The sequence below is a fragment of the Siminovitchia sp. FSL W7-1587 genome, assembly GCF_037963795.1.
GTDB lineage: Bacteria > Bacillota > Bacilli > Bacillales > Bacillaceae_C > Siminovitchia > Siminovitchia thermophila.
Map to the genome: position 1 here is coordinate 1,634,053 of NZ_CP150169.1, position 18,029 is coordinate 1,652,081.

19 protein-coding genes and 2 riboswitches are annotated in these 18,029 nt (G+C 45.6%); of the genes, 4 read left to right on the plus strand and 15 right to left on the minus strand.

Translation table 11 applies throughout. From position 1 onward, the window contains the following. Window positions 1–495 precede the first annotated feature (495 nt). The 15 genes from NST31_RS07650 to thiC form a co-directional block, all read right to left on the minus strand. Window positions 496–915 carry a bifunctional adenosylcobinamide kinase/adenosylcobinamide-phosphate guanylyltransferase gene (locus tag NST31_RS07650; RefSeq protein ID WP_339164824.1) on the minus strand — a complete coding sequence of 140 codons (420 nt, stop codon included), beginning with the start codon at window positions 913–915 and terminating at the stop codon, window positions 496–498. Further along, on the minus strand, window positions 867–1,493 hold the full coding sequence (locus NST31_RS07655) for a histidine phosphatase family protein (RefSeq protein WP_339164825.1): 627 nt from the start codon (window positions 1,491–1,493) through the stop codon (window positions 867–869). The genes NST31_RS07650 and NST31_RS07655 overlap by 49 nt, the downstream gene beginning before the upstream one ends. Then, on the minus strand, window positions 1,451–2,218 hold the full coding sequence (gene cobS / locus NST31_RS07660; RefSeq protein ID WP_077111507.1) for an adenosylcobinamide-GDP ribazoletransferase: 768 nt from the start codon (window positions 2,216–2,218) through the stop codon (window positions 1,451–1,453). Before cobS ends, NST31_RS07655 begins: the two co-directional genes overlap by 43 nt. Beyond that, complete coding sequence (locus NST31_RS07665; RefSeq protein WP_077111447.1) at window positions 2,215–2,961, minus strand: cobyric acid synthase; 747 nt, start codon at window positions 2,959–2,961, stop codon at window positions 2,215–2,217. Before NST31_RS07665 ends, cobS begins: the two co-directional genes overlap by 4 nt. Then, window positions 2,958–3,509 carry a bifunctional adenosylcobinamide kinase/adenosylcobinamide-phosphate guanylyltransferase gene (locus NST31_RS07670; RefSeq protein WP_339164826.1) on the minus strand — a complete coding sequence of 184 codons (552 nt, stop codon included), beginning with the start codon at window positions 3,507–3,509 and terminating at the stop codon, window positions 2,958–2,960. Before NST31_RS07670 ends, NST31_RS07665 begins: the two co-directional genes overlap by 4 nt. Then, window positions 3,494–4,570 carry a threonine-phosphate decarboxylase CobD gene (cobD, locus tag NST31_RS07675; RefSeq protein WP_339164828.1) on the minus strand — a complete coding sequence of 359 codons (1,077 nt, stop codon included), beginning with the start codon at window positions 4,568–4,570 and terminating at the stop codon, window positions 3,494–3,496. The genes NST31_RS07670 and cobD overlap by 16 nt, the downstream gene beginning before the upstream one ends. Further along, the gene (gene cbiB / locus NST31_RS07680) at window positions 4,545–5,507 is read right to left on the minus strand and encodes an adenosylcobinamide-phosphate synthase CbiB (RefSeq protein ID WP_339164830.1); all 963 of its coding nucleotides are present in this window, start codon (window positions 5,505–5,507) and stop codon (window positions 4,545–4,547) included. The genes cobD and cbiB overlap by 26 nt, the downstream gene beginning before the upstream one ends. Beyond that, entirely contained in the window at window positions 5,504–6,976 is a 1,473-nt protein-coding gene (locus NST31_RS07685) for an adenosylcobinamide amidohydrolase (protein ID WP_339164832.1), read from the minus strand. The genes cbiB and NST31_RS07685 overlap by 4 nt, the downstream gene beginning before the upstream one ends. A gap of 104 nt (window positions 6,977–7,080) precedes the next feature. After that, complete coding sequence (locus tag NST31_RS07690; protein ID WP_077111452.1) at window positions 7,081–8,049, minus strand: ABC transporter substrate-binding protein; 969 nt, start codon at window positions 8,047–8,049, stop codon at window positions 7,081–7,083. A gap of 131 nt (window positions 8,050–8,180) precedes the next feature. Next, a riboswitch (cobalamin riboswitch) is annotated at window positions 8,181–8,363 on the minus strand. Between the two features lie 35 nt (window positions 8,364–8,398). Further along, window positions 8,399–9,028, minus strand: coding sequence for a histidine phosphatase family protein (locus NST31_RS07695; protein ID WP_339164833.1), 630 nt, complete (start codon window positions 9,026–9,028; stop codon window positions 8,399–8,401). A gap of 65 nt (window positions 9,029–9,093) precedes the next feature. Further along, the gene (locus tag NST31_RS07700; protein ID WP_339164835.1) at window positions 9,094–9,564 is read right to left on the minus strand and encodes a GNAT family N-acetyltransferase; all 471 of its coding nucleotides are present in this window, start codon (window positions 9,562–9,564) and stop codon (window positions 9,094–9,096) included. 205 nt (window positions 9,565–9,769) lie between these two features. Continuing rightward, the gene (locus tag NST31_RS07705; protein ID WP_077111455.1) at window positions 9,770–10,105 is read right to left on the minus strand and encodes a L,D-transpeptidase; all 336 of its coding nucleotides are present in this window, start codon (window positions 10,103–10,105) and stop codon (window positions 9,770–9,772) included. After that, the gene (locus tag NST31_RS07710; RefSeq protein ID WP_339164836.1) at window positions 10,089–10,316 is read right to left on the minus strand and encodes a hypothetical protein; all 228 of its coding nucleotides are present in this window, start codon (window positions 10,314–10,316) and stop codon (window positions 10,089–10,091) included. Before NST31_RS07710 ends, NST31_RS07705 begins: the two co-directional genes overlap by 17 nt. A gap of 333 nt (window positions 10,317–10,649) precedes the next feature. Beyond that, entirely contained in the window at window positions 10,650–10,817 is a 168-nt protein-coding gene (locus NST31_RS07715; protein ID WP_339164837.1) for a serine protease, read from the minus strand. A 21-nt stretch (window positions 10,818–10,838) separates the two neighbouring features. Next, window positions 10,839–12,623 carry a phosphomethylpyrimidine synthase ThiC gene (gene thiC / locus NST31_RS07720; RefSeq protein WP_339164839.1) on the minus strand — a complete coding sequence of 595 codons (1,785 nt, stop codon included), beginning with the start codon at window positions 12,621–12,623 and terminating at the stop codon, window positions 10,839–10,841. A gap of 125 nt (window positions 12,624–12,748) precedes the next feature. Beyond that, a riboswitch (TPP riboswitch) is annotated at window positions 12,749–12,864 on the minus strand. A gap of 379 nt (window positions 12,865–13,243) precedes the next feature. Here thiC and NST31_RS07725 point away from each other — a divergent pair. The 4 genes from NST31_RS07725 to NST31_RS07740 are packed head-to-tail and all read left to right on the plus strand — an operon-like array spanning window position 13,244 to window position 17,731. Further along, a complete protein-coding gene (locus NST31_RS07725) occupies window positions 13,244–13,831 on the plus strand; it encodes a TetR/AcrR family transcriptional regulator (protein ID WP_339164841.1) in 588 nt (195 codons plus the stop codon). Then, window positions 13,821–15,089, plus strand: a complete 1,269-nt coding sequence (locus NST31_RS07730; RefSeq protein WP_339164842.1) for a cytosine permease — start codon at window positions 13,821–13,823, stop codon at window positions 15,087–15,089. Before NST31_RS07725 ends, NST31_RS07730 begins: the two co-directional genes overlap by 11 nt. After that, window positions 15,090–16,184 carry a DUF917 domain-containing protein gene (locus NST31_RS07735; protein ID WP_339164843.1) on the plus strand — a complete coding sequence of 365 codons (1,095 nt, stop codon included), beginning with the start codon at window positions 15,090–15,092 and terminating at the stop codon, window positions 16,182–16,184. Beyond that, window positions 16,181–17,731 (plus strand): hydantoinase/oxoprolinase family protein, encoded by a 1,551-nt coding sequence (locus tag NST31_RS07740; protein ID WP_339164845.1) that lies wholly within the window; start codon window positions 16,181–16,183, stop codon window positions 17,729–17,731. The genes NST31_RS07735 and NST31_RS07740 overlap by 4 nt, the downstream gene beginning before the upstream one ends. Window positions 17,732–18,029: the final 298 nt, after the last annotated feature.

Consider the following 18,029-nt stretch of genomic DNA (forward strand, 5'->3'; position numbering starts at 1 on the left):
CCAAAATGGTTAATCGTCTTTCCCACATTTCCGACCAGAATGATTCTGGATGCGAGCCAATATGAACATACTCGCTACTTTTACCAAATACTAGCTACTTTACGATAATACTCACTACTTTCCACAAATACTTGCCGCTTTACGATAATACTCGCTAACTTCCATAAACACTTACCACTTTACAGAATTACTCGCTAATTTTCATAAATACTTGCCGCTTTACGCAAATACTCGCTAACTTCCACAAATACTTACCGCTTTACGCAAACACTCGCTAATTTCCATAAACACTTACCACTTTACAGAATTACTCGCTAATTTTCATAAATACTAGCCGCTTTACGCAAATACTCGCTACTTTCCACAAATACTAGCCGCTTTACGCAAACACTCGTCGCTGATCACGACATGCTCCCCACTCTCCTGAACTCGCGATTACGAGCCGCCGATCACCAAAATACTAGCAATCTCTTATACGGACTACGATCAAGATGCTTATTTCAAGCGCTTTGCCACACCGTACCAGATCGAATCAAACCGGTCACAGCATTTGACCGCATCTTGGTAAAACCAGCCCGTCAAATCACGCCACTCTCTTACTTCTCTTTCCATCGGCACAATTCCTTTAGAAATATCCGTTCCTATTAAAACAATTGTTCGCTCACCGCTTCTTTCCCAATCAAGCCAGGCTTCGATCCATTTTCTTCCCGTATCCTGGGTAAAGGCGGAGCCCATTTGCAAAATCCATTGCTCAACACCTTCCAACACGACGATGCGGCTTTCAGGAAGATCATTCGGAAGGGCATCCTCCCGATAAGCGGAAAACCAATTGAATGAACTTTCTTTATGAAGTTTGTAAAACGACCTCACCCACTCGGCCTTTCCATTAAAGGCACCTCCTGTAACGAAATGCATGTGTCACCCCTCCTAAATCCTTCCTTTGTCCAAACGAGTTCGTATCCAGAAGCCAACGGGACATGCCATTCAAAAAAAGCTTTGCTTTCCGGCGCCACCTTCGATAACAAAAAGCGAATCACTCCTCCGTGAGTAATGACGGCAGCGCTGTTAACTTGAACTGCTTCGATGTGCGCTTTTATGAAATCCCAGCCAGTTTGCACTCGTGCGGTAAACTGGTCAAACGATTCTCCACTGTCAGGTCCCTTAGAAAAAGGGGCATCAAGCCACGCTTGGTAAGTTTTCAATTGCCGTAAGTCCTCATAAGTTTTTCCTTCCCAATCACCAAAGTGCATCTCCTTTAATTCGGTGAGCGCCATCACAGTTTGCCTAGGAAATAAGATACCGGCTGTTTCCAAACAGCGAGCAGCGCTACTTGAAAAAATAACACCGGGCGATATCACATGACTGGAAAGCGCCCGCACCATTTCCCGGCCTTTTTTATTCAGGGGAGAATCTGTCCAGCCAATGTAGGCAGACCGCTCATTCTCATCCGTCATCCCATGGCGTAATAATGTAATAACCAAACGATCATCCATAATCCGGCTTCCGTCCCCTCAGTAGCGGCCCCGACGATATCACCTGTGATCCCGCCAAATGCTGTTTTGGCCACTTTTTTCCACATAACGAACAACAAAATGGCAGCAATGATCATCAAGAGAGCTTCTGTATTCCATAAAAAAACGAGAAGATAAATAGGATATACCCATCCTGTTTGCCGCCTGCATGCTTGTTGAAAAAAATGGGCCAGCCCGTCGTTTTTCGCAGCCGGTACAAATAAAAGCATCAGCCCGGCAACCATTTTACCTAAAGCAGGAATCAGCATGATCCATAAATATGTAACATCTTCAGCCTTTTGAACAATCTCATAAATAAAAAGGAATTTCGCTGCTAGTAGCACGATGATACTGATGACGCCAAACGCTCCCACTCGCGGATCAACCATGATTTCCAGACGTTTTACCCGGTCCCGATAGGAAAAATAGGCATCGCTGCTGTCGATCCAGCCATCCAGGTGAATCCCGCCGGTAACCACAATCATCAAAAACCAGATCATAAATGACACGGCAAGATCGGAAAACGGCGACCATTCCAATAACATGTATAAGCATCCGGAATAGACCAAACCTTGAAGCATGCCCAAGAACGGCAAAAATCGAACAGCACGCTCAACGTACACCGAAGTCATCGGTATTTCTTTACGAATCGGAATCGTGCTAAAAAACTGAAGAGCGATAAGGAAACCGAACCAATAGCTTCTCATCGTTTTTTCCACCGAACCATGATCTCTTTTATCCGCGGCCAATCAAGATGCTCTTTGACGTTTTCTGCCAAATCTCCCATAGACCCGTTATTCATAAAGGGGACGACCCCTACAACTGGAACGCCGGTTTTTTCCTCAATCCAGCGCACACCGTCTTGGAACAGCAAAACATCGCCGCGAAACTTATTAATAATAATGCCTTTTATCCGTCTGCTTTCTTCAGGAGCGAGCAGTTCGAGTGTTCCCACAATGCTTGCAAACACCCCACCGCGGTCAATATCGGCCACGAGCAGGGCTGGAGCCTCCGCGATCTTTGCCACTCTCATATTGACAAGCTCTTTTTCTCTTAAATTGACTTCAACAGGACTTCCAGCGCCTTCCAGCACGATGGCATCGTAACGCTTTGCCAATTCGTTTAATGATTCTTTAATCGCAGCCAATCCCATTTCATATGAAAACGAATCCGTCTTTTTCCCGCATAAAATCACCTCTGTCCGGCCATCCACAGGCTTTAATAAAATCGGGTTCATGAAAGCGGATGGTTCGATTCCTGCCGCTTTCGCCTGAATCGCTTGCGACAGACCGATTTCATCGCCCTCTTTTGTTAAAAACGTGTTGTTTGTCATATTCTGGGATTTAAATGGGGCGACCTTCCATCCTTCGTTTTTCAACAATCGGCAAAGCGCTGAAGTGATGAAACTTTTTCCGGCATCTGAAGCTGTCCCCAATATCATCACTCTCATGATTTTATCCCCTTCATCAAAACAGGAATTCCCGCTTCCACCAAATATGCTGCCGATGCTCTTTTCACAAGCTCCCGGTGCAGCTTCCCAAGCAAATGCCCATACGTCAGCGTGAGCCGATCATTATTCAGCGGAGCGTTGAGCACTTCATTCGAAACAACGACCAATGCCCGACAATGTTTTTTCAAGTCATCTATGGGACGCAAAATCGCTTCCAGCACCCGGTCTTGTTTTCCATCCAATCGTAACTCGTTCGCCAACAAAATCGTTAAACAATCCAGCAACACAATATCCTCCGGACCAAAATGAGCAACGATGGCCCCCAAACGATCGTGACATTCCCACGTTCTCCATGGAAAGCCTCCTTCTTTTCTTTGCTCCTTATGCCGGCGGATCCGCAGCCGCATTTCCTCATCCGACGGTTTGCCCGTGGCGATATAATGAAGTTTGCCCCCTTCGTTTAGTGCCAACCGAGCCGCTGTCTGCTCCGCGAACGTGCTTTTCCCGCTTCTTGCGCCGCCTGTAATAAAAGTCAACCCTGTTTCCATTTCCCTAAAGCCTCCAAAAGAACATCATTTTCCTTTGCCTGTCTCACTCCAAACCGGAGCCAGCGGCCGTCAAGACCAGGATAATTCATCGTGTGTCTCGGCACAATTCCTTTTGCAAGTAAAAAGGTCACAAGCGGAAGTTGGTCAGCAAGCAACGGGTCTTTCAACAAATAAAAATTCACTTGGCTGGCGGACAAGATGTAACCCATTGACCGCAAAGCTTCATGAATACGAAGCCGTTCCTTTGCTACCCACCGGCGCGTTTTCCGAGCATATCCTTCTTCTTGCAAGCAACACTCACCGGCCAATAATGCGAGCGAATTGACCGCCCAATATGGCTGAAAACTTCTTAGTCTTGCCACTACTTCTGGGGAAGCCAGCAAAAACCCAAGTCTCAGACCCGCGATAGCATACATTTTTGTTAACGAACGGACAACAATGAGTCGGGAATATTCCTTTACACAAAATGCGAGCGTATGCCTTTCCTCAAGAAAATCTTCAAATGCTTCATCCACAATGAAAAAGCAGTCATGCTCTTGACAAGCCGCCAATATTTCCAACAAAACAGATTGTGGATAAGTCGTCCCCGTCGGATTATTCGGATGACATAAAAACAACGCATCGGCCTCTTTGATTTGTTCCAGTAAAAGATCAGTATCAAGCGTCCAGCCACTTTCTTCACTCAGTTGAAAAAAAGAAACGATGCAGCCATTCGCCCGGCATATTTTTTCATATTCCGTAAACGTTGGCTGAACGATGATAATCTTTTGTTTCGCCAACAGTTGCCCCAATAATGTGAAAAGCTCCGCTCCGCCGTTCCCCAAAAGAACCGCGTCATTCGACAGCCGCTCCTTTGCGGCAATCAATTCAACAAGCCTTTCACCTTTCGGATCAGGATAATCGACGATATGATCCAGCCAGCTCCCCCAATGTTCCTTTATGGCAGGGGGTGGTCCAAATGGATTGAGATTCACACTAAAATCAAGCACATGCCCGGGTTTTAATACATCCAGTGATTCGTATAGATACTTTGGATTAGATCCATGTAAAGGCCAGTTCACATGCGACTCCCCCTATCATCATCAGCAGCAGGAACACCAGGGAAGTCCTTTTCATGATCGTAACCGTCTGCATAATATGGTCGATGTTCAAGTTTTCCAGACCCTCCCCCATTTCCATCCGGTATGATTTTTTTCCCTGATACACATTCACTCCGCCCAAGCGAATACCGAGCAGAGCAGCGACAGCCGCTTCTCCCCAGCCACTGTTTGGACTCGGGTGTTTTTTGGCATCCCGGAGTAATACGGACCATGCGTGGCGATACGTTGTTTTTACCGGCTTCATGACACACATCATCATGATAGCCGTAAGCCTCGCCGGAATCCAATTGAACAGATCGTCCAATTTGGCGGAAGCCCAACCATATTCCCGATAACGCTCGTTTTGATAGCCGACCATGGAATCACATGTATTGACCGCCCGATAAACGAGGGCAAGCGGCGCTCCCCCGATAAGCCCCCAAAAAAGCGGCGCCGTAATTCCATCACTCGTATTTTCAGCAACCGTCTCGACCGTCCCCCTGACGATTTCTGCCTCCGGAAGCCCCAGTGTATCGCGGCCTACAATATAAGACAGTTTTTTCCGGGCTTCCGGGAGGTCTCCGTCCCGTAAAGGCTCGTATACTTCACGAGCGGCTTCACCCAAGCTTTTTTGAGCAATCGTTGTTGATATGATGACTGCTTCAACGAGGATTCCCGCAACAGGATGGATGTGATAACAAAGCGAGACAAGAAAAAATCCCGTAATATAGACCATGCCGATAACAGCCAAGACCATGGCTGTTCCTTTTAACTTCCGATGCGATCCCCGATTCCAGCGGCGGTCTAAGAAAGAAATCATTTTCCCTATCCATTTAACAGGATGAGGCCAATCGGGCGGGTCCCCAATGGCCAAATCAAGCAAAAACGCGAGGGCAATGGCTGTTAAATGGGCGGTCAACGAAGGCCGTTCCTTTGTAAATGATTATGCAACGCTTCTTTTGTACATAGAAAGACACCTTTGCCGACCAGCCGGCCAAGTAGCGTGATCGAACCGCCAAAAGGAAGAAACGGCCCTTCCTGCGTTGCCGCAATTAATATACTATCTGTCGATGTTCCAGTCGCAAGGGTGCCTGTCGAAGAATCGACGACTTGACATTCGTGCAGCGCTTTTACCTTTGCTTCAGTTGCCGTCATAATGCTTTGTATAAAAGCTTCCTCCGTTAACTTACCGTTTACGAATACCCATGTGTTAATGGTTCCGGGGGACACGAGAACCCGGTGTCTTTCACCCAATGATGCATCGACGGCATTCCCGGCACCCGCGGTCACGACAACAAGCACAGACAAACCAGCTTCCTCAAACACCTGGTGGGAAACATCGTGCAGATTCACCGCCGTCATCATCCCGACTGTTTCATTCGGGTCATATCCATGATCTTTTAAATAAAGGATCATCTCTTCCTTAAAATTGTCGCATTGATAGTTTTTGTCCACATGCCGGTTGACAAAAGAGCGGTGCCAGCCCACGCCTGATCCGGTAACCCCCGATGACATCGTCCGCAGCGGGACCGGTGATTCAAATGTAATGGTCTCATTCGATACTTTCAGCATGCTTTCTTTCAGCAATAACGGATTATGCCCACTTGGCCATTGATGCGGAACGAGCATCATTTGTGGTTTCGGCACTTTTGGGTGCGGATATTTTTCAATGTCCGCTTTATAAATACACTGAATTCTTTCTTCTTTTAACACCTCAGCAGGCGCATCGCATATTTGCTTTTTTCCTTCATGCAAAAGCAGCAAGCGGTCACAGTACAGACCAGCCAAGTTCAAATCGTGAAACACGGAAACGACTGTGAGATTCTCTTCTTTTGTCCACTTTTTTAATAGATCGAGCAGTTCTTTTTGGTAGGCCAAATCCAAGTGATTCGTCGGCTCATCTAAAAGAAGAATTTTCGGCTTTTGTGCCAACGCCTGTGCCAAAAAGACGCGCTGTCTTTCCCCGCCCGAGAGCTCTTCCAACGGACTTTCGGCATATTGGAGAATGCCTGTCTGCTCCATCACTTCGTGAATGATCTTTTCATCTGCCTCATCAAAAGAATGAAACAAGCTTTTTTGATGGGCATACCTCCCTAAAGAAACGGTTTCTTTCACTGTGTAATTAAAAGCCAAAGATGACATTTGCGGGAGGACAGCCGTTAACCGGGCAAATTCTTTCGAGGAAAAAGATGAGATGGGACGGCCGGCCAGCCTCATTTCACCCGACTGAAGCGGCATCGTATTGCTCATCATCTTTAAAAGCGTTGTTTTTCCGCTCCCGTTTGGACCGATGATGCCGAAAAACTCCCCTTTTTGTACTTGAAAAGATATATCTTGAACGACAGGCTTACGCCGATAGCCACCCGAAGCTTGAATAACTTCAATCATGGGAATCTCTTCTTTCATGCTTAATATGGTAATGAATCGTGCCTCGTAAGGATGTTTCCTTCTAAAAAATGGCGTTCGGCGAGAATCCCCGCCCTATCCGCCAATTATTGAAATGCATCGGGATACACTGCTTTTGCCAGTTCTTCAACCCCTTCCGCCAGACGGGGACCGGGACGATTGATGAGATCGGAGTGCACATCAAAAACCTGTTTTTCCTTAATGGCCGTAATATCAGTCCAGCCTTCACGCTTTAACACTTGTTCCACCGGATTATCCACATAGTTGCTATATGTAGTAATGATGACATCCGGATTCATCTTGATAACAGCTTCATCATTTACCTTCTGCCAGCCGTCAATTTCTTTAGAGGCGTTTTCTGCATGAATAATCGTGAGGAGTGTATCCATAAACGTATTGTTACCTGCTGTATAGATTTCCGGTTCGGGAGATATTTCCATAAAAACCTTTTTCTTGTCTTCTTCTTTTATCCCCTTGACCTTAGCTTCAACATCGGCGATTTTTTTCCGCATATCCTCTATGACCTTTTCCGCTTCATCCACTGTATTTGTCGCTTTTCCGATTAACTCAATCGACTTATACACATCATCCAAACTTTCCGAGCTGTTGACAACAAGCACCGGAATGTCTGCCGCTTTTAATTGCTCTACAGCTTTTTGATCATTGGAAGGGTCAACCAGCACAAGCTGGGGGTCTAAGGAGAGGATTTTTTCTATATTCAACTCAAGGCCGCCGATTTTTTCCTTCTGGGCCGCTTCTTCTGGATAATTGTCATGGTCGGATACGCCGACAATTTTATCACCCAATCCAAGGGCAAACGCAATTTCAGTGTTGCTTGGGAGGGCGGATACAATTCTTTCGGGTTCCTTTTCAATCGTTATCTCTTCTCCGTTACCGTCCGTTAATGTGACTGGAAAAGCCGCCTGTTCCGATTGTTTCGTTTGTTGTTCGGATGGTTGATCTGTTTTTCCACTTTTTTCAGCAGCCTGATTACAACCGGTCAACAGGCTGAACAGCATGAAAATGGATAGTAATAAAATGTGGAATTTTTTCAATGTTTCTCCCCCTGTAAATTGTTTTTTTTCTCAATAAAAAAACATCTCTTCGCAAGAGATGTGTGCAGTTTGGAACAGCCATCCAATATTAGATGGCGATTCCACCAGTACACCTCCCTATCCTCGTAGGTTCATGGCGTGAAGAATCAGGCAGGTCTCCTGGCTTATGGTCATCGTGATCGCTGTTCCTTCCCATGCAATGAAACACAGTGGATACTCAGCTCACTCCCATTCACAGTGGCGGGACCGCGTTGGATTTTCACCAACTTCCCTATTAAGTCTTTTCATAAGACACCCCATTCTTTCCATATGAAATTGTCAACTTGACTTTAGTATACATGATCGTCTCTTATTGTACAGTTGGATTTTTCAATGAAAGATGGCTCAAATCCCCTTCCGAGAGAATTTCAATTTGGCTGCCGGCTCTTTTTAAAGCCGTTACACTCGTTCCTTCGATATAAGGAGTTTTCCAAAGCTGGTCCATGTCAAGCTGGCGGAAAATAAGCTGCACCATTTTCACGACAACACCATGGGTAATGATACAAACATGGCCAGATTCATAGGTGGATAGCAATTCTTTGACTAACGCCTCGACTCTATCTTTTACTTCGTAAAAGTTTTCCCCAGACGTATGAACATATTTACTTGGTTGATGCCAGTAATGATGATATTGCTCAGGATAAAGCTCCTTAATTTCTTCCATTGTCTTTCCTTCCAGATCTCCAAGATCCATCTCCATCAGTCGCCCATCAACGGTATAGGAAGAAAAGCTTTCTCCATGAATCAACTCCAGCGTCCTCACGGCACGCTTGCTCGGACTCGTGTAAACCGCTTGCCAATCTATCTCTTTGAACTTTTCTCCAAGCAGTCGCGCATCTTCCACTCCTTTTTCAGTTAAACCGGAATCCCTCCGGCCTTGAACTTTTCCCGCAACATTCCATTCTGTCTGCGCATGTCTTATAAAATATAAATACAGCATAAGTACCCTCTTTCTATACGGTGATTCGTTTTCATTTTTCGTATCATACTGAAATGTAATGATAGTTATAGCGCCTTAACAAACAACACTCTATCTTGTTCAACACCATCATAATCACTATGTACATCAATGCCATCCACCTGTTTATCTCCTTTTTCAATGACAAAACCCATTTTCGTATGGTAAGCGATAGAGCTTTGATTCACTGGAGATGTGACACAGCGAACTGTTTTAACCGCTTTTTTCTTTACATGATCAAAGAAGGTTTGATAAAGTTTGCGCCCGATACCGTGTTGGCGGTAATGGGGATGTATGCCAACAAAATGGATATAGGCTTCTTTCTTGCGTGATTGCGATAATAATCCAATCAGAAACCCGATTATTTCCCCCTTTTCTTCAATGATATAACTAGTGTCTTGAAAATGATCAAAGAATAGTTTGGGCAGCATATCCGTCATCGTACGACCATTCCACCACTCATTTAACACAGAAATAATGATCTTGTAATCTGAAGATTTCACGTTTCTTATATTCATTATCCTGCTCCTCTTTTTTAGGTATAAAAACAGCCCTATCCAAAGGGACAAAGCTTCGCAACTTTTTTGAAACAGACAATTTTATTGTAAATGACTCCTAAATACCGCATCTTACTTTTAAAACGGCATTTCGAGTAGTCTCTTTTTAAGAATAGCCCACTCCTTGCAAAAAGAAAATATCCTGCGGCAAAAAAAAATCCGGCCCCTACCTATGAATCACAACCCGCGTCCCAATCGGAATTCGGCGGGCAAGATCCAGCACATCACGATTATGCATTCTAATACAGCCATGTGAAACGTTTTTGCCAATGGAAGAAGGGTTATTTGTCCCATGAATTCCGTAATGGGGCTTTGATAACCCGATCCACATAACACCAAAAGGACCTCCGGGATTCCGCTGTTTGTTGATGACCGCAAAGTTTCCGTATGGTGTTGGCGTTAACATCTTGCCGACAGCAATCGGGTACGTCTTTATCAACTTGTTTCCGTCAAAAAGCTTGAGCTGGTGTTTCGTCGTTGAAACATCAATCCATTTCGCCACGATAAATCCCTCCAACATCTTTTGGGAATATCGTATGTAGAACATCAATAAAAAGCCCCTTCACGAGAGCTTTCTTTCTCTCCATCTCCCACCGCAGCTCTACCCGGACGCGGATGGACTTCCGGAAAATAGGCGAGGGGACCGTCTTCGATATCGCCGTTCCCGATTTAGCGGGATCAACTCCCGCTTCGCCAGCTTTGGCGATCATCATTTGTTTGGCCAGCGGCCCGGTTCATCTAAAGGAAACACCCTTTGACTTACCGACGGAAGGCTTAGCCACAGCTTGATTGTTGAACAGAATAACCTCTGATACGACTTTTACCAAAATAACCGATAAGGACGGGATAGCACTTGGCAATCCCACCATGGATGTAAGCACCCTATTTCCCGGGCGATCCTTAAGCAGGCATATTTTCGGAAGCGGGGTCGCAAATCGCTTTTTTAGAAAAAAACTCCCCTTAAGGAAAACAGATTTTTATTTTTTATCTGTCTACCTTTAGGGGAGCATATCAGTTTCCTTTCGGGGGCTTTTAGTAGTGAACCATTAATAATATAATACATTCACCTTATTGCATTTGCTGCAGGTTTCATAATATGCATCGCCAATAAAATGATGGTCGCAGGCTTGTTGGATTTCATTTAACCGTACCTGCAATACCTCTATTTTCCTTTCCAACTGCTTAATTTCCTCTCTTATTTTTTGTACATTCATACGGAAAACCTCCAGAGAAAATTATTGGTATATACTGCTTCCGGCTTTTTGGAATTCAGCCGCTTTTTCCTGCATTCCTTTTTCAAATGCTTCCTGCGTGTTTAAGTTGTTTTTTTCCGCATATTTACGAATGTCATGAGAAATTCTCATGCTGCAAAATTTGGGTCCGCACATGGAGCAGAAATGCGCTGTTTTGGCCGCATCAGCCGGAAGAGTCTCGTCATGATATTCCATTGCCCGTTCCGGATCCAATGATAAGTTGAATTGGTCTTCCCAGCGAAATTCGAATCGGGCTTTGGAAAGTGCGTCATCTCTCATCTGCGCACCCGGATGGCCTTTCGCCAAATCTGCCGCATGTGCGGCGATTTTATAAGTGATGACCCCTTCCCGAACATCATCTTTATTCGGAAGTCCCAAATGTTCTTTTGGGGTGACATAGCAAAGCATGGAGGTTCCATACCAGCCAATCATTGCAGCGCCAATAGCGGAGGTAATGTGATCATACCCAGGAGCAATATCGGTTGTCAGTGGTCCTAGCGTGTAAAAGGGAGCTTCTTGGCAGGCTTCCATTTGCCTGTCCATATTTTCTTTAATAAGATGCATCGGCACATGCCCCGGCCCTTCCACCATCACTTGGACATCATGCTTCCAGGCTATTTTCGTCAGTTCACCAAGCGTCTCCAACTCCGCAAACTGCGCTTGATCATTTGCATCCGCAATCGACCCCGGACGCAAGCCATCCCCTAACGAAAAGGCGATATCATAAGTCTTCATGATGTCACATATTTCTTCAAAATGAGTATAAAGAAAGTTTTCTTTATGGTGATACAGACACCATTGGGCCATAATAGACCCGCCCCGGGAGACGATTCCTGTAACACGATTGGCTGTCAAAGGAACATATCGCAACAGAACGCCGGCATGAATGGTAAAATAATCGACCCCCTGCTCCGCCTGCTCCAGCAAAGTATCGCGATATACTTCCCATGTAAGATCCTCCGCAACTCCATTTACCTTTTCCAAGGCCTGGTAAATGGGAACTGTCCCAATCGGAACCGGAGAGTTTCTAATAATCCATTCACGGGTTGTATGGATATTTTTCCCTGTTGATAGATCCATGATTGTATCAGCGCCCCAGCGTGTTGCCCAAGTCATTTTCTCGACTTCTTCCTCGATGGAGGACGTTACCGCGGAATTCCCAATATTCGCATTGATTTTCACATGAAAGTTTCTCCCAATAATCATGGGCTCAGCCTCTGGGTGATTAATGTTTGCAGGAATGATCGCCCTGCCGCTTGCCACTTCATCCCGGACAAATTCTGGTTTCATATTCTCACGAATTGCAATAAATTCCATTTCAGGTGTAACAATCCCTTTTTTGGCGTAATGCAGCTGGGTAACGTTTGCGCCTTTTTTGGCGCGGAGTGGTTTACGCTTTAACCCGGGAAAAATATGACGATCGGCACGCGGGTCATGATTGGATTTAAAGCCATTGTCTTCCGGTTTCATTTCCCGGCCTTCATATTCTTCTACATCCCCTCGTTCTTGAATCCACTTGCTTCTAAGCGGAAGCAAGCCTTTGGCAATGTCTACGTTAACATCAGGATCCGTATATGGACCGCTTGTATCATATACTCGAACAGGAGAATTCGCTTCCACTTTGGCCTCCGTTTTCGTCTCACTCAACATAATTTCCCGCATGGGAACCCTGATATCAGGCCTTGACCCCTCTACATACACTTTTTTGCTTCCTGGAAATTGAAACATGACTGTACCATTTTTTTCATTTGTGAATGACATGGACATAAAAAAATCTCTCCTCTACAAAATAATTGAAAGGACGAGATCTGAATACACAGCTTGGAGGCAGATACATTAAAAAGCCGGGTCCACAAAGAAAGACTGGACCCGGCTTGCATATACTGTATCCCAAAACTGCCGACTAACTTCCCTACGCTGGCATTAACCAGATCAGGTCCAAAGGGTCAAGAAACTTCATCGTGTTTCTCCTCTCAGCCCAACTCATTGGGCACCCCCAGTTATTGCTATTAGATTTACTTAATATTATACAAATTTAGAATAAAAAAACAAGAGATATGACAAAAATGAACCTTTTGTCATGATGTGCCCTCAATCTATCTCCCTTCAGATGATACGTAAAATAGAGATTTCAATAAGATTTTCCATTCAATAAAACCTTCAATCCAATAAGATCCACTCAATAAAACCTTCAAGGAAAAAATACTGGATTCGGATGATAGTTAGAAACAAGAAGTTTGTGGGGCATAAAGAAAAGCCGTTCGCGATTGCCTAAAACTGCCTGTCTAAGAAACAAGCACTTATCCGGCATCCTCTATTATCCTATTGATTTTCGCCAAAAGCTCCATTATCATTAACCTAACACTTGTTAGGTGGTGTGGAATTTTTTGACAAAAGACAAGATTTTGCAAGCTGCCATTCGCGAATATTCCAAATTCAATTACCACGGTGCCACGATGCGGAATATTGCCAAAGAAGTCGGCATAAAACCAGCATCGATTTATTTTTTTTACAAAAATAAAGAAGCGCTGTTTTTGGCGGCTTTTCAAAAGCTATTAAAAGATCATTTCATAGAAATGCAGTCAATTCTTCAAAAAGTGCATGATCGGCCGATTTTTGACATTTTTGAAGCGCTTATCAAAGGAGCGGTCGCCTATCACCAAGAGAATAACGAGGAAACGAATGCCTACATTTCTCTTGTCACCGCACCGCCGCCGGAAATCCATGAGTATCTTCAGGAGCATATCCAACAGTTTGACGACTGGTTGATTAACTCTTTATTGACGCTGATTACACGGGACATCCCGTCTATAACTGAATATCAGGCGACAAGGCTCATCAAACAATTTGTCGTAATCATGGATGGGGTTTTTTGGGAAATAAATCTGTACGATCAAAAACAACTGCAACATCAAATAGAAGAAGCTCTTTACATCATGAGGATTTTGCTGGGAGGATATGAAAATGAAAAATGATTACGCCAGAGAAGCCGTTCCGATGAGCGAGAGGAAAGCATGGTTTTCCATCAGCCTCGTTTGGATCGCGGTTGGCATCGACTTATCCGCGATGCTGTTCGGGGCGGAACTCGGAAAAGGCATGGCCTTTCAAGACGCTTTGTGGGCGGTCTTGATCGGTTCTGCCATTTTAGGCATCTTAGCCGCTTTTTGCGCCTACGTCGGAGCGGTAACCGGATTATCCACATCAATGATTTCCAGATTTACATTCGGCATTTCGGGAGCAAAGCTTGTGTCCTTATTTATGGCGATTTCCTTACTGGGCTGGTTCGGTGTCCAAGCCGGATTCTTTGCCGAGAATGCGTATGCCGCCATTGAAGGTGCGCTCGGATTAAAAGCTCCTGTCCCGTTGTTGGCTGCAATCGGCGGAGTATTAATGATGACAACCGCGGTGATCGGCTATAAAGCGATTGAAAAATTAAGCTCATGGTCCGTTCCACTGCTACTCATCCTTGTCTTGGCGGCAGTGGGGCTGGCCATTCGGCAATTTGGCGCGAGCGAACTGAACGCCCCTGTAGAAAACACATTTACGTTTGGGATGGCCATCTCGCTCGTCATCAGCATTTTTGTTGTCGGGGCGACGATTTCACCGGACATTTCAAGATGGGCTCGAACAAAAAAAGATGCCGTCCTGGCATCCTTTTTCGGATTTTTCTTTGGAAACAGTTTTATGATCATTATCGCAATGATTTTGTCTCGCATTATGGATGAAAGCAGCTTAACAACGATAATGATTACAGTCGGCCTCGGTATTCCGGGCATTTTAGTGCTGATTCTGGCCCAATGGACAACGAATACGAGCAACGCCTATTCATCTGGATTGAGCCTTTCGGTTATTTTTACCAAAACGAGCAAAGTGACACTCACCCTGATCGCCGGAATTGTCGGCACACTACTTGCCGTCCTAGGTATTTATGATCACTTTATCGACTTTTTAACGATTATGACGATGTTTATCACCCCCATCGGCGGTGTTTATACAGCATCCTATTATATCGGGGGCATGCGGTTGTTCCGGGAAGAAAACGATAAACGCTTTAAGCTGTTGCCGCTTTTGGCCTGGGCGCTCGGAACTTTGATCAGCTGGCTGACAATGGAAGGCCCGATTGGATTGGCGCTGTTTACTTTAACAACCATTCCTTCTTTGGACAGCTTTTTGACCGCATTTATCTTCCAGTTGATTTTCATTCTGATTTTTTATAAAAAGGAGCGTTTTTAAATGAAATGGTTAACGGAAGAAGATATTGAATGTATTGCCGTCGGCGCAACCGTGCTCGGAACAGGCGGCGGCGGTGACCCCTATATCGGAAAAATGATGGCTTTATCCGCCATACAACAATACGGTCCCGTTGAAGTGATCACTGTTGATGAACTGAAGGATGATCAATGGATACTGCCGGCTTCCGGAATGGGCTCGCCAAGCGTTCTTGTCGAAAAAATTCCATCCTTCGAGCAACTGGCCGCTCCATTAAAAGCTTTTGAAAAAGCAAGCGGCAAAAAGACCGACGTCGTCATGCCGATTGAAATAGGCGGCGTCAATTCCCTCATCCCTGTGGCGGTGGCCGCCATGAACAATATTCCCATCCTGGATGGAGATGCGATGGGCCGCGCTTTTCCCGAAGCGCAAATGGTGACATTCCATTTAGACGGTCTCAAACCTGAACTCGTCACAGTGGGGGATGAACAAGGAAACGTTGTGACGATCGAACCGGCCGACGGCTATTGGAGTGAAAAAATCTCCCGTAACGTCACCATCTCCATGGGCGGCTCTTCGATTGTCTGCGACTATGGAATAACCGGAAAACAGGCGAAAGAAAGCGTCATTCCCGGAACTTTGACGCTTGCCAAAAATGTGGGTGGCCTTTTACGGGGAAAAAGAGAGTCGGCGGAGCATCCCATCTCACAAATCACCCGGCTTTTGAATGGCCACATTCTGTTTAAAGGAAAAGCCGCCCTCATTAAAAGAAAGATTGAAGGCGGATTTACAAGAGGCGAAGCCCATTTTGAAGGACTCGACAACTTTCAAGACAAGTCCGCGACATTATTTTTCCAAAACGAGCACCTGCTGGCAGAGGTGAACGGCAAGCCGGTTGCCATGACGCCGGACTTGATCGCCGTCCTTGATGAAGAAACCGGAATGCCTATCACAACCGAGGGGCTCAAATATGGCGCGCGCGTTGTCATCACCGCCTTCCCCGCGCACGAAAAGTGGCGGACTGACATGGGAATCGAAACGGCTGGACCAAGATATTTCAAATATCCATATGACTATATTCCGCTCGAAACATTAGTAAAGGAGCGATTGGACAAATGATCAGATTGGGAATTGATGTAGGAGGAACGAACACGGACGGCGTCCTGTTGGATAATGACAATCAAGTGCTTGGCAGCACAAAATCCCCTACAACAAAAGATGTATTTACGGGAATCCAAAAAACGATCAAAAAGCTGTTGGCAGAAACGAACGTGAATGTAAAAAAAATACAAATCGCCACGCTTGGAACGACTCATTGCACAAACGCGATTGTGGAACGAAAATCACTGAACAAAGTCGGTATTGTCCGTCTTTGTTTGCCAAGCGGGACAACCGTCCCGCCCCTGCTGGATTGGCCACCAGATTTAGTGGAAAAAGTACAGGCGGAAACCGTCTTGATCCATGGGGGATATGAATATAACGGCTCCCCTATCTCAAACCTGGATGCGGAAGAGCTAAAAGTCGCGGCGGACCGCTTCCGGGGCAAAGTCGATTCGATCGCGATTTCCGGCGTCTTCTCTCCTGTACTAAGTGATCAAGAAAAAGAGGCCGCGGCTTTTTTTGAAAAAGAACTGCCCGGAATCCCCATTTCGTTATCAAGCGAAATTGGCTCGATCGGATTAATTGAACGCGAAAATGCGACCGTTTTAAACGCCGCTTTGATGACTGTCATCAGCCGCGTGTCCACAGATTTCGAACGAGCTTTAAAAGACGAAGGAATTGATGCCCATATTTATCTGGGACAAAATGATGGCACATTGATGACAAACAGCTACGCACAAAAATATCCAATCTACACGATCGCTTGCGGCCCGACCAACTCCATCCGCGGAGCGGCCCATTTATCAAAAGAAGATGATGCAATCGTAGTAGATATCGGCGGTACCACGACAGATATTGGTGTGCTCGCAAACAGCTTTCCCCGCCAAACTTCACTAGCGGTAGAAGTGGGCGGAGTCCGGACTAATTATCGCATGCCAGACATATACTCTATCGGCTTTGGCGGCGGTACACGGGTGTATTTGAAGGAAGGCTCGTGGAAAATCGGACCGGAAAGCGTTGGATATCAATTGCCGGAAAAAGCAATCGTCTTCGGCGGTGATGAACTAACAGCAACAGATGTGGCAATTGGCACCGGCCAAATGGAAATCGAGGGAACAGATGCATCAAGAGTTGATGATGTTCCCTGCGAATTGATTTATAAAGACTTCGTTCGCATGGTCGAAGATGCCATCGACCGGATGAAAACGAGCGCAGAAGACCTCCCGGTCGTTTTGGTAGGCGGCGGAGCAGCACTTATGCCTAAAACACTCAAAGGAGCAAGCCGTGTCATCCGCCCGGCCCACGCCAGTGTCGCTAACGCCATCGGCGCTGCCCTTGGCGATATTAGCGGGACCGTAGAAAGAATCTACTCACTCGAAAATCAAGACTATAAAACGGTCATTGAAGAAGCAAGGAAGGAAGCCATCCTGGAAGCCATTCAAGCCGGGGCTGATCCCGCCAAGGTGGACATCATCCAACTCGAAGATTTCCCGCTTGCCTACCTCCCAGGCAACGCCATAATGGTCAGAGTAAAAGCCGCGGGTCCCTTAAAGATTACATTGTGAATATGAACAACGCCGGTCCGTGAGTGGGCCGGCTTTTTTTTGGTTGGAATTAGGGTGTGCTTAACGGAAGTGATGGAGATACACATTATTTGTTCCCCGTACTTTAGTATGATCGTGTTCACCGTCTAGTGTTCAGTCTGGATTCACTGAAGACAAGCTCTCCCCTACTCCATAGCTTGTAATATAGTTTCTTCTCATTTCTATAGCAGCCGCCTCTACTGCATGATCACTCCATTAACAATGAGACAATAAAAGCTTCATATGATAGACCCCCTTGACATAACAGGTATTAATACCA

Coding starts and splice junctions, on each gene's coding strand:
- NST31_RS07650 (WP_339164824.1), bottom strand. CDS start 915: ATGCATTTCGTTACAGGAGGTGCCTTTAATGGAAAGGCCGAGTGGGTG.
- NST31_RS07655 (WP_339164825.1), bottom strand. CDS start 1,493: ATGGATGATCGTTTGGTTATTACATTATTACGCCATGGGATGACGGAT.
- cobS (WP_077111507.1), bottom strand. CDS start 2,218: ATGAGAAGCTATTGGTTCGGTTTCCTTATCGCTCTTCAGTTTTTTAGC.
- NST31_RS07665 (WP_077111447.1), bottom strand. CDS start 2,961: ATGAGAGTGATGATATTGGGGACAGCTTCAGATGCCGGAAAAAGTTTC.
- NST31_RS07670 (WP_339164826.1), bottom strand. CDS start 3,509: ATGGAAACAGGGTTGACTTTTATTACAGGCGGCGCAAGAAGCGGGAAA.
- NST31_RS07685 (WP_339164832.1), bottom strand. CDS start 6,976: ATGATTGAAGTTATTCAAGCTTCGGGTGGCTATCGGCGTAAGCCTGTC.
- NST31_RS07695 (WP_339164833.1), bottom strand. CDS start 9,028: ATGCTGTATTTATATTTTATAAGACATGCGCAGACAGAATGGAATGTT.
- NST31_RS07700 (WP_339164835.1), bottom strand. CDS start 9,564: ATGAATATAAGAAACGTGAAATCTTCAGATTACAAGATCATTATTTCT.
- NST31_RS07710 (WP_339164836.1), bottom strand. CDS start 10,316: ATGATGATCGCCAAAGCTGGCGAAGCGGGAGTTGATCCCGCTAAATCG.
- NST31_RS07715 (WP_339164837.1), bottom strand. CDS start 10,817: ATGAATGTACAAAAAATAAGAGAGGAAATTAAGCAGTTGGAAAGGAAA.
- thiC (WP_339164839.1), bottom strand. CDS start 12,623: ATGTCCATGTCATTCACAAATGAAAAAAATGGTACAGTCATGTTTCAA.
- NST31_RS07730 (WP_339164842.1), top strand. CDS start 13,821: ATGAAAAATGATTACGCCAGAGAAGCCGTTCCGATGAGCGAGAGGAAA.
- NST31_RS07735 (WP_339164843.1), top strand. CDS start 15,090: ATGAAATGGTTAACGGAAGAAGATATTGAATGTATTGCCGTCGGCGCA.
- NST31_RS07740 (WP_339164845.1), top strand. CDS start 16,181: ATGATCAGATTGGGAATTGATGTAGGAGGAACGAACACGGACGGCGTC.